The organism is Paraflavitalea speifideaquila (assembly GCF_032395985.1).
Lineage (GTDB): Bacteria > Bacteroidota > Bacteroidia > Chitinophagales > Chitinophagaceae > Paraflavitalea > Paraflavitalea speifideaquila.
The window spans coordinates 4,490,268-4,504,973 of sequence record NZ_CP135920.1; the positions used below are offsets into that span (position 1 = coordinate 4,490,268).

General features: G+C 45.9%; 19 protein-coding genes. All 19 read left to right on the forward strand.

Annotated elements, in window-relative coordinates:
* Positions 1 to 16: 16 nt before the first annotated feature.
* The 19 genes from RS881_RS30875 to RS881_RS30965 all read left to right on the forward strand — a co-directional run bounded on the left by RS881_RS30875 (position 17) and on the right by RS881_RS30965 (position 14,665).
* The gene (locus tag RS881_RS30875) at positions 17 to 2,200 is read left to right on the forward strand and encodes a SusC/RagA family TonB-linked outer membrane protein (RefSeq protein WP_315824658.1); all 2,184 of its coding nucleotides are present in this window, start codon (positions 17 to 19) and stop codon (positions 2,198 to 2,200) included.
* Between the two features lie 196 nt (positions 2,201 to 2,396).
* Positions 2,397 to 2,708, forward strand: coding sequence for a hypothetical protein (locus RS881_RS30880; protein WP_315814268.1), 312 nt, complete (start codon positions 2,397 to 2,399; stop codon positions 2,706 to 2,708).
* A 41-nt stretch (positions 2,709 to 2,749) separates the two neighbouring features.
* Entirely contained in the window at positions 2,750 to 3,985 is a 1,236-nt protein-coding gene (locus tag RS881_RS30885) for a RagB/SusD family nutrient uptake outer membrane protein (protein WP_315814269.1), read from the forward strand.
* A 32-nt stretch (positions 3,986 to 4,017) separates the two neighbouring features.
* The gene (locus RS881_RS30890; RefSeq protein WP_315814270.1) at positions 4,018 to 4,809 is read left to right on the forward strand and encodes a hypothetical protein; all 792 of its coding nucleotides are present in this window, start codon (positions 4,018 to 4,020) and stop codon (positions 4,807 to 4,809) included.
* Positions 4,754 to 5,584: a DUF5007 domain-containing protein gene (locus RS881_RS30895; RefSeq protein WP_315814271.1), complete on the forward strand. Its 831-nt coding sequence runs from the start codon at positions 4,754 to 4,756 to the stop codon at positions 5,582 to 5,584. The genes RS881_RS30890 and RS881_RS30895 overlap by 56 nt, the downstream gene beginning before the upstream one ends.
* A 1,350-nt stretch (positions 5,585 to 6,934) precedes the next feature.
* Complete coding sequence (locus RS881_RS60150) at positions 6,935 to 7,126, forward strand: MBOAT family O-acyltransferase (RefSeq protein WP_350340263.1); 192 nt, start codon at positions 6,935 to 6,937, stop codon at positions 7,124 to 7,126.
* A gap of 1 nt (position 7,127) precedes the next feature.
* Positions 7,128 to 7,469, forward strand: coding sequence for an MBOAT family O-acyltransferase (locus RS881_RS30905; RefSeq protein ID WP_315814273.1), 342 nt, complete (start codon positions 7,128 to 7,130; stop codon positions 7,467 to 7,469).
* A gap of 6 nt (positions 7,470 to 7,475) precedes the next feature.
* Positions 7,476 to 7,949 carry a hypothetical protein gene (locus tag RS881_RS30910; protein WP_315814274.1) on the forward strand — a complete coding sequence of 158 codons (474 nt, stop codon included), beginning with the start codon at positions 7,476 to 7,478 and terminating at the stop codon, positions 7,947 to 7,949.
* Positions 7,950 to 7,981: 32 nt separating this feature from the next.
* Positions 7,982 to 8,182: a hypothetical protein gene (locus tag RS881_RS30915; RefSeq protein ID WP_315814275.1), complete on the forward strand. Its 201-nt coding sequence runs from the start codon at positions 7,982 to 7,984 to the stop codon at positions 8,180 to 8,182.
* Positions 8,179 to 8,400, forward strand: coding sequence for an SGNH/GDSL hydrolase family protein (locus RS881_RS30920; RefSeq protein WP_315814276.1), 222 nt, complete (start codon positions 8,179 to 8,181; stop codon positions 8,398 to 8,400). The genes RS881_RS30915 and RS881_RS30920 overlap by 4 nt, the downstream gene beginning before the upstream one ends.
* 354 nt (positions 8,401 to 8,754) lie before the next feature.
* A complete protein-coding gene (locus tag RS881_RS30925) occupies positions 8,755 to 9,579 on the forward strand; it encodes a polysaccharide biosynthesis/export family protein (RefSeq protein ID WP_315814277.1) in 825 nt (274 codons plus the stop codon).
* A 198-nt stretch (positions 9,580 to 9,777) separates the two neighbouring features.
* Entirely contained in the window at positions 9,778 to 10,305 is a 528-nt protein-coding gene (locus RS881_RS30930; protein ID WP_315814278.1) for a hypothetical protein, read from the forward strand.
* 56 nt (positions 10,306 to 10,361) lie between these two features.
* Complete coding sequence (locus RS881_RS30935) at positions 10,362 to 10,841, forward strand: GumC domain-containing protein (protein ID WP_315814279.1); 480 nt, start codon at positions 10,362 to 10,364, stop codon at positions 10,839 to 10,841.
* Between the two features lie 26 nt (positions 10,842 to 10,867).
* A complete protein-coding gene (locus RS881_RS30940) occupies positions 10,868 to 11,707 on the forward strand; it encodes a polysaccharide biosynthesis tyrosine autokinase (RefSeq protein WP_315814280.1) in 840 nt (279 codons plus the stop codon).
* Complete coding sequence (locus RS881_RS30945) at positions 11,701 to 11,922, forward strand: hypothetical protein (protein ID WP_315814281.1); 222 nt, start codon at positions 11,701 to 11,703, stop codon at positions 11,920 to 11,922. The genes RS881_RS30940 and RS881_RS30945 overlap by 7 nt, the downstream gene beginning before the upstream one ends.
* Positions 11,923 to 11,933: 11 nt before the next feature.
* Positions 11,934 to 12,254: a polysaccharide biosynthesis protein gene (locus RS881_RS30950; RefSeq protein WP_315814282.1), complete on the forward strand. Its 321-nt coding sequence runs from the start codon at positions 11,934 to 11,936 to the stop codon at positions 12,252 to 12,254.
* On the forward strand, positions 12,221 to 13,195 hold the full coding sequence (locus RS881_RS30955; RefSeq protein WP_315814283.1) for a lipopolysaccharide biosynthesis protein: 975 nt from the start codon (positions 12,221 to 12,223) through the stop codon (positions 13,193 to 13,195). Before RS881_RS30950 ends, RS881_RS30955 begins: the two co-directional genes overlap by 34 nt.
* A 23-nt stretch (positions 13,196 to 13,218) precedes the next feature.
* The gene (locus RS881_RS30960) at positions 13,219 to 14,124 is read left to right on the forward strand and encodes a glycosyltransferase family 2 protein (protein ID WP_315814284.1); all 906 of its coding nucleotides are present in this window, start codon (positions 13,219 to 13,221) and stop codon (positions 14,122 to 14,124) included.
* 22 nt (positions 14,125 to 14,146) lie between these two features.
* Complete coding sequence (locus RS881_RS30965) at positions 14,147 to 14,665, forward strand: hypothetical protein (RefSeq protein WP_315814285.1); 519 nt, start codon at positions 14,147 to 14,149, stop codon at positions 14,663 to 14,665.
* Positions 14,666 to 14,706: the final 41 nt, after the last annotated feature.

The following is a 14,706-nucleotide window of genomic DNA, read 5'->3' on the forward strand; positions in this document are numbered from 1 at the left end:
ATCGGGTTATGCGGGTATTACCCAGCGCCCCAAGTTGCGCGATGTTACCCTTGGTACAGAAGAAAGAAGGGCTAAGCTGTCCATTTTGCAAAAACAGCTGGATTACGGCCAACAAAGAAATTTACCCGCCCTGCTCACCGATAGCCTCAATCCTGCTTTTAACGGCAACACCGATTGGCAGGATATGTTTTATCAACCCGGCAATGTTAAGAGTGTTGACCTTAGTTTAAGTGGCGCCAGCGAAGGCGGTACCAATTATCGCTTCAGCACCAACTATTATGACGAAAAAGGTACCATCAAAGCCACTGGTTTCAAAAGGTATACCATGCGGTTGAACCTCGGCGCCCGTACCCTGGGTGGTAAACTGGAGATCAACCCCATCATCAGTTATGCCCGTACCGATAAAGCACGCGGTAATGGAAATGGCGCCAGCCCCATCGGCCTCGGTTCTGGCAATATGCCTTCTTCCCTTTTTAACCTCGATCCCAACAAAAAAGATTACCTGCTGGGTCAATATAAAGACAACCTGGATAAAAACGTCGCCAATCAGCTCAACTTTACACTCAACCTGTCCTATAACGTCAACAACCATTTAAGGCTTACTTCATTAACCTCTTATATCTACAAAAACTCCCGCCGCGATTATACCCGTACCAACGAACTGATGAACGGCAATGGTAATTTTTCATCTACGTTTAGTGACAATGGTCTCAACATTATGTCATCCAACTACCTGAGCTATGTCAATGAATTTGGTAAACACAACCTCAGCATCATTGCAGGCCAGGAATTTACCTACGATCAGTACCAGCGTACCATCGCAGCAGGATTTGGCGGCGCTGCCGACCAGATACAAGTGGTACAAGGCTTCCAGCAAACAAAGATCAGCGCCTATTCCGATTACCAGGCCTATGGCTTGTTGTCTTACTATGCACGGATGGCCTATGATTACAATGGTAAATACCTCCTTTCAGGTAGTGTGCGCAGAGACGGTTCTTCCCGTTTTGGCGAAAACAACAAATGGGGTTTCTTCCCTTCCGCATCAGCAGCCTGGATCATCACCGAAGAACCCTGGATGAAAAGAGTGGCCAATACCTTCTCCATGATCAAGCTGCGCGCCAGCCTGGGTACGGCAGGCGCCCTGCCCAACGACAACTATCTCCAATACAACCGGTATAGTGTAAATGCGGGCGGCTATAATGGTAACCTCCAGGCTACTTCTTACAATGCCATCACAGCCATTACGCCCAACTTTTACGATGGTGCTGCACAGAAAGACCTGAGCTGGGAGAAATCCAGGCAATGGAATATCGGTGCCGATTTCGAGCTCATGAATGGAAAGTATTCCGCTTCACTCGACTTCTATAATAAGGAAAACTCCTTCGGCTTATACAAACTCGTACTCCCTGTAACATCCGGCTACGATTCCGCCCTTACCAATGCTACCGGTGTTAGAAATGCAGGTGTGGAATTAACACTGGCAGCCAACCTCCTGCCCAATAAGAGCGCCATCAAATGGTTCTCCCGCCTGAACATTGCCTACAACAAGAACACCATTATGAACCTTCCCAATGGTGGCCGTGATATTGTGATGCAGGGTGACCGGTTCGATAAATCACATATCCTGTCAGTAGGCAGTCCCATCAACGCTTTCTATCTGTATAAAACACTCGGTGTTTATGCCACCGATAAGGACGTTCCTATCAATCCTTATACCGGTAATGCTTTCAGAAATCCAAATGATTTTTACCGGGCCGGCGACTTCCAGTTTGCTGACCTCGATGGAGATTATCTCATTGATGTATTCAATGATGGCATCAACCCCGACAAAGTGCCTGTTGGCGATCCGAACCCCAAAATAACCGGTGGTTTCACCAATAACTTTACCTGGAAGAATTTCACCCTTGGTGTCTTCTGCACCTTTACCTTTAAGAGAGACGTATTGAACCTCTTTAAATCCGACCGTTTCGCCAATTCACAAGATGGAGACCCCTATTACAACTTTGTAAGGTTTTCCATTCCCGATCTCAACAAGATCAATATCTGGCGTGAACCAGGTGATAGAGCTGAATATGCAAAATATGACCTCGGTAGCTATCGCTACTATTATACATCCGCCCAAACCTTCTTCCTGGAGAAAGGCGATTATTTCAGGATCAAGAGTATCATCCTGGGCTATGAGATCCCCGTAATCTCCTAAGCAGATTTAAAATTGATCGTTTCAAAGTATTTGGTACCATCGACAATGTGGCCATGTTCCAGCGTTCAAAAGACCTGCCCGATGCTGAAGCAGTTAACCCCTATGGTGAGTACAATGGCAATGGCTATCCCATTCCAAAAAAATTCACCATTGGCCTGGAAGTTCAATTTTAATCCAAACATTTAAAAGGAAAACAATGAAACCTACATTATCAATATATAGCCTCGCCTTCTTGCTGGTAGGTGTACTGGCAGGCAGTTCTTGCAAAAAAATATTGGAACAAACGCCCAGGAATGCCACCTACGATGAGGTATTCTGGAAAACAGGCCGCGATTACCAATCTGCTATGGCCGGCAACTATTCCTTATTAAGAAACGCCGTGACCGATAAAAACAACCGCTACTATATGTACGGCGACGCCATTGCCAAGAATTATTTCACAATCAGGTATAATGGCGATGGACTGGAAGGCATCAAAATGGTGACTTCATCTTCAAATACAATGTAACTACCCTGGGCGACTGGAAATTGTATTTCAAGAGCATCACCATGAGCAACCTCATCATCGACAAGATCAATAAATCCACCAATGCAGATTTTGCCGATGTACAGACCGATATCCAGGAATTTAAAAACAAAATGAAAGGTCAGGCCCTGTTTATCCGCGCCCTCACCTACTTCATGATGACCCGTGTGTGGGGTGATGTACCCATGGTAGTAGAATCCTATCCCGATCCCCTCAAAGCGCCTCAATTACCCCGTACACCTGCAGCAGAGGTACAAAAGCAAATAGAAAAAGACTGTAAAGAAGCAGCCGTTTTATTGAATTGGGGCTATAAGGATAAAACAGAACGGGCTGTAATTGCCAACCGCGGCTCCGTATATGCCCTGCTGGCACACCTCTACCTCTGGCGCGCTACCATGAGCAACCTCAATTCCAATACGCCCAACCCTGCGGATGTAAACAACGCCGATACTACCGTTACTAAATTGCTGGCCCAGGGTGGTTATAATTATACCGATACGACCAACTATTATATGACCTTTATTGGCCGCAACAATACCACTACCTCACCCGAAGGCATTTTCCAATTGTATATGGACGACAGAACACAGGAAGGCTCGGCCAACCATATTGGCCTGGAATTCCTGCATGGCGACGATTATGTATACCAATCCGGAAACAGCGGCCGGTTCTGGGTGCCCAGCACCTATTTCAATTACAATTACAAATATTGGTTCGACCATCCTGTTGACGGTTGGATACAGGTTACCGACACCAACGATATACGGTATCGCAAAAACTTTGACTATACCAATAGCAGTGAACCCATGTGCCGCAAGTACAGTAATGTCATTTACCGTAATCCAGGACAACAACGCGACCCCTACCTCAGCAATGACCTGATCATCTTCCGCTATTCCGACATGAAACTCCTGCAGGCCGAAATAGCCCTGTATAAAAACGACCTCAACACCGCCATACAGATAATCAATGATTCCCGCGATAGAAATGGCGCCAATCCCTATTCCACCAACCGGGTTGACAACACCTATTCACGCGATGAACTGATGAAGGAATACATTATAGAAAGGGGTAAAGAACTCTATGTTGAAGGCCATATCTTTTATGACCTCCTTCGCACAAGGATGTACACCGAATTTGTTGACTGGCTTTCGGAAGGCAGGTTTAAGCGTGGTGGATTTTACTGGCCCGTTAGCCCCTTGCTATTCAAAGAAAACCGATTCCTGGTGCAAACCTCTTATTGGCTGGGGCAGATATAACCACCTTCTATTAACACAATTAATTACTGTATATGAAAAATATTTTTGTTTCCCTGCTTATCCTGGTCATTGCAGCCAACCTGGTATCCTGCAAAAAGGATAGCTATAAAGTTGATGGGGGCACCCACAACCCCAAGGTCAATATGACCACCTACGATTACCTCAAATCAAAACCCCAGTTCTCTTCCCTCGTTCACCTCATCGACAGGGCCGGCTTAAAAGAAACCGTCAACGGCAATATCACCTTTTTTGCCACCACCAATTACAGTGTGGACGATTTTGTAAAGGCCCGCTATACCAGAAGAACTATTGAACTACAGGATGAAAACATAAAATACACCCTGGACAGCCTGCCGCTGCAAGAGGTGAAGGATTCCCTGAAAATGTATATGTATACCGGCGACCTGGGGCGCGAGAAATTGTCCGTGGAAGGCAAATACTACCCAAACCTCCTGGGCACCATCCCCAACGTATCTTTCTACATCAAAATCAGAAGGACCCAGGATTATAGGGATTACATTGATCATGTAGACTATATTAACTTTACCAAAGTAATTGGTACACGCGATGAAACGGTACTGGATCCTTCCACCATCCCAGCAACCGAAAAGGATATGGGGTACGACTGCCAAACTACCGGCATTATTACTACTACCGGTACCATTCATGTTTTGAGCAATAACCACCGGCTATTCTTTAACACCGAAAAATACCAGGCTAATACGATCCGGTATTTTCAACCAATTCTTATACCTAAGCATTTTCACCATGAGAAAAATAATTATCTTACTCCTGGCCGTTGTAATAACTATCGCCGGATGTAAAAAAATACAGGAAGGTTTCCTCAGTGATACCATGCGCTATATCGACAAGAACGTTTATTGTCTGCGTGGGATGCCCCTGGTGCAATCCCAACGAATAGATGTAGATGGCTCCACACCCACGCTGGCCTTTGAAATGATGAACCTGCGTGATGAGAATGGTAAGCCTGCCCCAAAAGAGTTTTTTGAGCAATACAAAGTGTTGATGTTTAAACCGGGCATGGGCTTCGATATTAAGACCGACACAACAGTGGCGGAACTGGATAAAAAACGGGAATGGAAAACAATCCCACCCATGGATTTCAACCCCGTTAGCGGACAGATCAGCTTCAACCGCGGCTCCGTTAATATTCCCATTGGCAAATACACGTTCGACTTGAAAGCCACCAATAAAACAGGCACCAAAGTATTCACCGACTTTGCCATCATTAATATTGTAGATCCCGTTGCAGAAGATATCTTTTTACAGGAAGACAATGTTTCCAATGCCTTCCACAATGTAACCGGCGCGGCAACGCCCCACAAAAACCCCAAACTCACCTTTACCAAGGCTTCCAATGACGGCGCCAGGATCATCCTCAAGCTCACCGATAAATTTGGACATCCTTTCAATCCCAAATCAGGCGAGATCATCAAGCGAGGTGATCGCCCAACCTTCGAGAACTATGCACGCTTTACACCCGTCAAGTTTACCGATACCGCCATGATCTGCGATTTTGAGGTAGCCCCCTTCCCCTGGCAAGGTATAAAGATGCCACCACCGACTGGGGCCACCTGATCTATTACCGCATACCCAGCCAGTTTGTCACCGTGGACGGCTTTACGCCGGGATTGTATTCCGTTAATCCCCGCTTTGCCTTCACCTTAAAAATGGAAGGCACCTATATTATTGAACTCAAATTCACTGATGCAACCCGGGTTAACTAATTTCCACCTGGCCCAAAAAAAGGATACGTTTACAGTCCAATTGACCCAACCAATAGTTTTCGATAGCAATTACTCCGTACACTGAATAATCCATGTTCCGGTAGAGGGTGTAAAAAGTACACCCTCTTTTTATTCGGGTCCCTGTCGGAGACTTGAGGCCGTTTAAGCGATTCTCAAGCCCTAATTTTATTTTTGATACTTTCTCTTTTTATTTCACTTCATTAAATCTAAAATAAATAGCCCACCACCATAATAAACAGTTGTTTTACCCCGTTTGAACAATGAAATCCAATATTGGGAACCCAAACCATTCCCCGAGACTATGCTGTTCAATTCTTTTGAATTCCTGATATTTTTCCAATAGTAACCCTCCTGTATTTCCTGTTGCCACACCGGTTCAGGTGGCTTTGGTTATTGGCTTCCAGCTGCTATTTCTACATGGCATTTGTACCCTGTACATACTCATCCTTGGCTTCACCATTGTAGTCGATTATTATGCAGGCATCTTTATCGAAAAAGCCAGCGGCAGGAAAAGAAAGCTTTTCCTCGTCTGTAGCCTGGTAGCCAATATCGGCGTACTGGCTGTATTTAAGTACTATAACTTCATCAACGAAAATATTTCAGTATTATGCCAGTCCCTGGGCGTTACCAACAATATCCCCTACCTGTCCATCCTGCTGCCCATTGGCCTGTCTTTCCATACCTTCCAGGCCATGAGCTATACCATCGAAGTATACCGGGGTAACCAAAAAGCAGAAAGACATTTCGGTATCTACTCACTCTATGTTATGTTTTATCCCCAATTGGTGGCAGGGCCCATTGAGCGACCCCAGAATGTACTGCACCAGTTCCATGAATACCACAAATTCGACTATTCAAAGTTCGTAGCCGGTTGCAAACTCATCCTATGGGGGTTCTTCATGAAAGTGGTAGTGGCAGATCGCCTCTCCATTTATGTGGATGCCATCTACAATCACCCTGCCGACCACAATGGCAGCAGCCTCCTGTTGGCTACCTTTTTCTTTGCCATCCAGATCTATTGTGATTTTGCCGGCTATTCCACCATTGCCCTCGGATGTGCCAAAGTAATGGGCTTTGAGCTCATGGAAAACTTCCATCGCCCTTACCTGGCCACTTCCCCGCCGCCTTCTGGAGAAGATGGCATATATCCCTGTCAACCTGGTTTCAGGACTACCTCTATATCCCCTTGGGCGGCAGTCGCGTCACCATACCCAGGAACTGCTTTAACCTCTTTATTACATTCATGGTCAGCGGACTTTGGCATGGTGCCAGTTGGACCTTTATTATATGGGGAGCCCTCAATGGCTTGTACATGGTGGGTGAACGGCTTATCACTATAGCCGGAAAAAGGAGGCTTTATCAGCCATATTAAATTGCCCAAACTGGCAGGATCACTCATCACCTTCCTGCTTATCAGTTTTGCATGGATCTTTTTCAGGGCCAATAGCACACACGAAGCCCTGCTTATTGTACAAAAGATATTTACCAGCAGCGGTACCCCCTATATCGAAAGCCTCTCCCAGATCATGTTTGCCCTCGTCGGCATAGCCGTACTGTTTCTATACGACCTGCAACACGAGTTTTACGGAGATAAGACCCTGCTCCTCAACAGCAGGAACGTAATAATAAGAAATGTCACCTACGCATCCATCATCCTCCTCATACTTTTGATCGGGGTATTTGATGGAGGCCAGTTTATCTATTTTCAATTCTGATCTACTATGCAAGCCCTTAACCATAAACCACAACGGCTCTTATACAAACTGTCCATCTTTGTACTGATCATCGTGGCCGGTGATTTTCTCCTCGGCCAGGCGTTGCGTTACTGGTATTTCAAACAACAGTCCGGCCTTCTATACCGTACCACCTATGCGATGGACATGACCAATAGCAAGGCCCTGATCTTTGGCTCCTCCAGGGCCAACCATCATTACCATCCCCGGGTAATAGAAGAAGGACTGGGCCTCTCCACCTACAATACAGGCAGGGATGGCAATTTTATACTGTACAATACCGCCGTACTGAAAAGCACCCTGAAACGATATACCCCCAGCGTCATAATACTCGACCTCGATATCTTTTCCTTCAACCAGTCACCGGAAAATTATGACCGCCTTTCCGCCCTCCTGCCCTATTACAAGGCGCATGAGGAGATCAGAGACATAGTGGAACTAAGGAGCCCCTTTGAAAAATAAAACTCCGCTCATCCGTCTACCCTTTCAATTCCATGATCTTCAATATTGCCATCGGCAATACAGCCATGAATAAGAAAAAGGAAATCCGATCAGAACGGTTATATCCCCTCACCACCATATATAATAAAGAGATGAGGGAAAATAACCTACAGGAAGAAATAGATAGCCAGCTCGTAAAAGCTTTGCTGACTTTATCACCTCGGCAAAAGCTGCCGGGTCAAAAGTATTTGTGATCACATCGCCCGTTTACTACCGGTACCAGCGATCCAGGACCCTGGAATTGGCCCGGGAAATATGCCAGCGCCAACGGGTGGAGTTTTGGGATTATAGCCAGGATACCGCCATTCAACAACAAAAGGACCAGTTTGCAGACCCCGCCCACCTCAATGACACAGGCGCCAGGCATTTTTCAAAACGCATAGCAGCACGCATCAAAGGCATTATTAAATAACCAAACCCTTACACCCTGAACCAACCCATCATCCTGCCACCGGCAGGATGTTTTTTTTTAAACTCTTCCATCCATTTCCTGTTTCCCCAACTTCACCGCTTACCATCTCCTGGCTCCAAAATTCTGCCTAATCCCTCCAAATCTGCGCAATCTGCCTTTCCCACTTAATTAATTAAAAATTAAATAGGTATCGTTATAATAAACACCATTTTGTCCCGTTTAGAGATTTGTAATCCAATATTGGGAAAACACCACGGTTGCTTGCCATTGCTTTTGCTTGATTTGCCACCTGTTCAGGCGCCAGTGCCACCAGGTTTAAATTGAATAAACCATTTAGTCAAAATCTAATATCGGATGAAACCTATGAACCGGTTAAGTCTATCCAATTCTGTAGTGCCCTTATTGCTATGCGCAATCCTGTTTGCCTGTTCATGTGGTACCAATAAAAAGATTACCTACTTCCAGGATACACCCGATTCGCTTTACCTCTCCCCCAAGGTCCTTGCCGGCGCTCCGTACCAGGAGCCCATCATTCAGTCCAATGACATCCTGCAGATTTCCATCCTCACACTCGACCCCCAGGTCAATAATATTTTAGCAGCCGCCAATGCGGCATCCATCACTATTCAGCCCGGATCAACCGGTGCCGCACCGGCTCCACCAGCTGCCGTAAGCGGCTTCCTGGTCGATGCAAAAGGCTTTGTGGAACTCCCCGTAGTAGGTAAGATCAGGGTAGGCGGTTTGTCTACGGCCATTGCCAGAGACACCATCCACGACAGGGTGGCTGTTTATTATAAAAACCCGGTGGTCAACGTACGCTTTGCCAACTTTAATGTTACCGTACTCGGTGAAGTAGCCCGCCCGGCCAGCTATGTAGTACCCAGCGAAAAAGTGAGTATCCTCGACGCTATCGGCATGGCGGGTGATTTGACCATTTATGGAAAACGGGAAAATGTACTGTTGATCAGAGATTCAGCCGGCGCCAAAAATATGATCCGCTTTGACCTCAACTCGTCTGCCACCCTCTTATCGCCCTATTTCTACCTCAGGCAGGGCGATGTCGTATATGTGGAACCAGCCAAATCAAAAATTGCATCTACCGACGCTGCTAAGGCCAGGAATATTACATTACTCGGAGCAGGACTTTCTTTACTCGTTGTCATTTTTACAAGACTATAAGCATGGATATGTCAATACAACATAAAGCTGTAAACATTGAAGCACAGGAAGCGGAAAAAGTAATCAACTCATCCAGAAGTTTGCCAGCAAATTCTTCAGCCTCTGGCCCTGGCTCATTGTCTCTGCCGGTTTGGGCCTGGGATTGGCCTATTGCTACCTCCGCATATCCTTTCCGCTTATAAGATCCATGCTTCTGTATTGGTTCAGGATGACAACAAAAGCACCGATCTCGGAGAAGCCAGTATCCTGCGTGATTTTGGACTGATGGGAAAAAGCAATGTAGACAATGAAGCAGAGATATTCAAAAGCCGTTCCCTAATGGAACAGGTCGTAAGAGATATGCGGCTCAATGTAAGTTATTACTCAGAGGGCAAAGTAAAGAACACAGAAACTTATGGTGGAAGACCTGTAGACTTCAGGTTCCTCGTACCTTCAACCGATACCTCCGACATTACCACTCAGTATGTACTTCAATTCAATAAAAGCAGTATTACCAACTTCACCTTAACCAATAACGAACAGGAATACAAAGGCCACCTGGGCGATACTATTCAATTACCCGAAGGTCCTGCCCTGGTAAAACCGGCAGCAGGTTATGCTAAATGGGAGTATGAAACGCCCCTCACTATTGCAGTCGATCCTATCGACGCCGTTACTCAGAAATACCTCGCTTCCCTCAAAGTGGAGATCCCCAATAAACAAGTAAGCGTTATTTACCTTACCTAAACGATATCATACCCGCTAAAGGAGAAGCCATCCTTAATCAACTGATCACCGCCTACATGCAGGCCAACGTAACCGATAAGAACAGGATTGCCGACAGCACCATCCAGTTTATTCAGGAAAGGTTGCGACTTGTATTTGGCGAATTGAACGATATAGAAAAAGACATCGAAAGATTTAAGACAGACAATAAACTAACCGACCTCACCACCCAATCAGGCTTACTCCTGCAAAACACCAGCGAATATGCCAAACAGCAAACTGGTCAGGAAGTACAGTTATCGGTAGTACAAGCCCTGGAACAATTCTTAAAAGACAACCTCAACAACGCCCGGGTAGTCCCCTCTTCCCTGGTTATGCAGGATGCTAACTTTATAGCCCTCGTTCAACGATACAATGAAACACAGATGCAGCGCGACAGGATGCTGATGAGCTTAACTGCCAGCCACCCTTCCGTCATCACCACCGAAGAACAATTGAGCAACCTCCGTATTGAGCTCCTCAGCAGCATCGCATCCGTTAAAAAGGAATTGAAGTAAGCGTCAATGAGCTGAAGAAACGCACAGTGGGCATCGAATCCGCTATCACCACCATACCTGCTAAAGAAAGGACTTTCCTCGACTATTCCCGGCAACAGGCCATCAAACAGGAACTCTACCTTTTTCTGTTGAAGAAACTGGAAGAGACAGCCATTTCCAAATCCGCTACCATTGCCAGCGCAAGGATCATCGACCGTGCCAAATCCGATCCCAGCCCCTTCAAACCCAGTAAGACCATGATCCTCTTCATGGGATTGATGGCTGGCCTCGTATTGCCTTTTGCTGTCAGCTTTAGTAAAGACATCATCAATACGAAAGTGGCTTCTATGGAAGACATCGTCAACAATACCACCATCCCCGTCCTGGCAGAAATTGGCCACAACAATGCCAACCAGATCGTAGCCGTCACCATGAATTCAAGACAGCTCATCGCAGAGCAGTTCCGTTCACTACGGACCAACCTCCAATACCTGATACCCAACAAACAGGAAAAAACCATCCTCATCACTTCCAGTATGAGCGGCGAAGGAAAATCATTCCTCTCTATCAATCTTGCAGCTACCCTGGCCCTGGCCAATAAAAAAGTGATCCTCCTTGAACTCGATCTTCGCAAACCCAAAATATCAGAGAATCTTGGGTTACAAAAAACAGGCTTTACCAATTATACTATTTCGGAAGGTGCCGACTGGCGTACCATGATCCAAACCGCCGGCCAGCAACCCATATCCTTCGACATATTAGCATCAGGGCCCTTACCTCCTAATCCTACCGAGTTACTGATGTTGCCCAAAGTAGCAAAGCTGATGGAGGAACTAAAAATACCTATGATTATATTATCATCGACTCCCCTCCTGCTGGCATGGTGACAGATGCAGAGATCATGGCCGCTTATGCCAACCTCACCATCTACCTGGTAAGGCACCATTACACCTATCGCCAGCAGATCAGGCTAATCGAAAAATTAAACCATAAAAGAACCCTTCCCCGCATCAACATTGTAGTCAATGACGTGGAAATGAAGAAAGGACATTATGGATACGGCTACACCTACGGTTACGGGAATTATTATGCAGAAAAATAATAAGAACAGGCATGCAGATCAGCCGGCTTTATATTAATCACAAACATTCCATCCGGAACCTGTCCCTCTACTTTACAGCCAATATTATACAGGTTGTAATAGGGTTATTGCTCAACCCGGTACTGGCCTCACACCTTTCTTCCCACGACTTTGCAGTCATCGGGTATTACGATTCATTTAGCCTTTTCATCCTGCCATTCATCAGCTTTTCACTGTCTTCTTACTATGCTAAAAGTTTTTTCGCATGGGATGAATCAAAAGAGAAGAAGCACTCAATTCACTGGTATTATTCCAGGCTATGGTTGGATTGGTCACTACCAGCTTATTGCTAGGTGGGTTAAAAGTTTATTTCAATGTCCAGCACATAGAATTCGACTTCTTCCCCTACGCCATACTTACCTTTTCGAAAGTATACCTGCAGTGCATTTTTGCATTCTATTTTATGCACCTCCGGCTCCAAAAGAAAGCCAGGGCATTCTTTAATATTAACGTATTATACAACCTGCTCAATGTCGTATTCGTATTGCTGCTCGTGGTGGTTATGCGGGGCGAAGCCACCGGCCGTATGCAGGGTTTGCTGATCGTGAACCTGGCCATTGGCACTTATGCGTTTAGCAGGCAGGTAAAAAAACTATACATCAATTTTACCATAGTAAAAGATGCCTTACACTTTTGCTGGCCACTCATGCTCTCTGCCCTCCTCACCTGGTTCTTTTCAGGATTCGACACCCTCCTCCTGGAACGCGTGAACGATATGAATAACCTGGGACTCTACAGCGTGGCCGTAAGAGTGGCCTCCTATTTCCTCCTATTCTCCACCTCTATCGATTCCACTTTTGAACCCGATTTCTATAAACACATTAGCAATAACAACCGAAAAGGCCTGCTAAAAGTGATCCTTACTTCCAATGCATTAAAGATCTTGCCCGTATTGGTATTCCTGGCAGCCGCAGAACTTGTAATGGGTATCCTGACCAACTACCGGTACATGGATGCTACCGGCTTTGCACGTATCATGGTATTTGCCAGTATCACCCGGTCTATCAGCTTTACACTTTCCATGACCATGGTGGCCTGTGGTTATTCAAAACTATCACTGGTGGAAAAGCTTACCGGCTCCGTACTGGTGGTAGTTATGTATGTGTTCCTGATCAATAAATATGGATTCACAGGCGCCGCATGGGGCCAGGTATTGTCTTACGCTATCATGTCCGTCATCAGCCTGGCATTCCTTACCTGGCTCTATATGAATAAAAAATATTTCAGCCTGTAAACCAAACCTCTTAAACCGTATTTATGGTCATCCATCCGGAAGCGCCGGTCTTGTTAGTAACATTCAACCGGCCCGATTATACAAGGCAGGTGATAGATCAACTCCGAAAGGCACGCACAGCCCGGTTGTATGTATTTAATGATGGTCCAAGAACAGACAATCAGACCGACCGGGATGCACGTGTAGCCATTCGCTCCCTTTTGCAAGAGATCGACTGGCCTTGTGCTTTGCAAATGAATTTTCCCGATCAAAACCTGGGCTGCGCCAAAGGCGTTTCATCAGCCATTTCATGGGTCTTTGAACAGGAAGACAGGGCCATTATCCTGGAAGATGACACAGTACCCTCCCTCGCATTCTTTACTTATTGCAATGAACTGCTGGAACGTTATAAGAACAACACGGAAGTGTGGATGCTGAGCGGTAACAACTATAACGAAGAGTATGCTATACCAGCCAGCTATACCTTCTCCCGCAGCGCCATCCATATTTGGGGCTGGGCCACCTGGAAACGTTCCTGGTCCCATTACGATATCTCACTCGATGCCTGGCCTTCCTTTTTCAAGACAGGAGGATTCAATAAACTGTTCAACAATACCACAGACGTCAACTTCTGGACCCAGCGATACCAGCAATTGTATGCACACAAAGAAACCATCACCCGGAAAACCTGGGATTACCAGTTTGTATTGTCCCTGCACACAAACGGCGGCCTCTGCGCAGTACCTGGTAAAAACCTCGTCACCAATATCGGCCATACCGGCGAGCATACCGATGGCGTACATTCAATGCACAACAGGCCCGTAGATAATAATTTTACGATCCTTCAACACCCGGAATGCATCACGGCCAATACCGGCTACGACAGCCACCACGTGAGGAGATTTTGGAAAAGAAAAAAACAGTCATTACCAGGATCAAAAATAAACTAGAAAAATACTAAGCAGGTAACCCATGAAAGTACTTTGGTTTACGAATACTCCTTGTGCCGCTGCAGAGAAACTGCAATTGAAAAGCCATGGCGGAGGTTGGCTGAAAGCCCTTGAACTCGAATTGGGTAATTACAAGGAGCTTGACCTGCACATTTGTTTTTACAGTGCCCAGGCCCATGAACCATTTAAGTATGGCAACACCACCTATTTTCCCATACAACGCAAAAACAGGGGATCAAAACTCCAAAGGCTGGTACAGCGCCTCATAGAAAAGAACTATGATCAGGAAGAAATGAGACAATTGTTGGAAGTAACCCAAAAGATACAACCAGACATTATCCATATTCACGGTACCGAAGACAATTTTGGCCTGCTGCAGGAAAACACCCGGATACCTGCCGTATTGTCCATCCAGGGGATCCTCAATCCTTTAAGTGAAAAGTTTTTGCCGGTATTCCTTCCGGTAAGGCTCGCCAAAAAGAAGGATGGAAAGCAAAGCTCACCTTTCAGTCCGCGGCACGTTTACATAAAAGCCTGCTGAAGAAAGCTACACGCGAACGGCAGATACTAAAACAAACCCGT

Excerpts from the sequence above, each read along its gene's own strand:
- RS881_RS30885 (WP_315814269.1), top strand. The coding sequence starts at position 2,750 with ATGAGCAACCTCATCATCGACAAGATCAATAAATCCACCAATGCAGAT.
- RS881_RS30880 (WP_315814268.1), top strand. The coding sequence starts at position 2,397 with ATGAAACCTACATTATCAATATATAGCCTCGCCTTCTTGCTGGTAGGT.
- RS881_RS30915 (WP_315814275.1), top strand. The coding sequence starts at position 7,982 with ATGATCTTCAATATTGCCATCGGCAATACAGCCATGAATAAGAAAAAG.
- RS881_RS30960 (WP_315814284.1), top strand. The coding sequence starts at position 13,219 with ATGGTCATCCATCCGGAAGCGCCGGTCTTGTTAGTAACATTCAACCGG.
- RS881_RS30950 (WP_315814282.1), top strand. The coding sequence starts at position 11,934 with ATGCAGATCAGCCGGCTTTATATTAATCACAAACATTCCATCCGGAAC.
- RS881_RS30945 (WP_315814281.1), top strand. The coding sequence starts at position 11,701 with ATGGTGACAGATGCAGAGATCATGGCCGCTTATGCCAACCTCACCATC.
- RS881_RS30895 (WP_315814271.1), top strand. The coding sequence starts at position 4,754 with ATGAGAAAAATAATTATCTTACTCCTGGCCGTTGTAATAACTATCGCC.
- RS881_RS30955 (WP_315814283.1), top strand. The coding sequence starts at position 12,221 with ATGGTTGGATTGGTCACTACCAGCTTATTGCTAGGTGGGTTAAAAGTT.
- RS881_RS30935 (WP_315814279.1), top strand. The coding sequence starts at position 10,362 with ATGCAGGCCAACGTAACCGATAAGAACAGGATTGCCGACAGCACCATC.
- RS881_RS30910 (WP_315814274.1), top strand. The coding sequence starts at position 7,476 with ATGCAAGCCCTTAACCATAAACCACAACGGCTCTTATACAAACTGTCC.
- RS881_RS30890 (WP_315814270.1), top strand. The coding sequence starts at position 4,018 with ATGAAAAATATTTTTGTTTCCCTGCTTATCCTGGTCATTGCAGCCAAC.
- RS881_RS30925 (WP_315814277.1), top strand. The coding sequence starts at position 8,755 with ATGAAACCTATGAACCGGTTAAGTCTATCCAATTCTGTAGTGCCCTTA.
- RS881_RS30965 (WP_315814285.1), top strand. The coding sequence starts at position 14,147 with ATGAAAGTACTTTGGTTTACGAATACTCCTTGTGCCGCTGCAGAGAAA.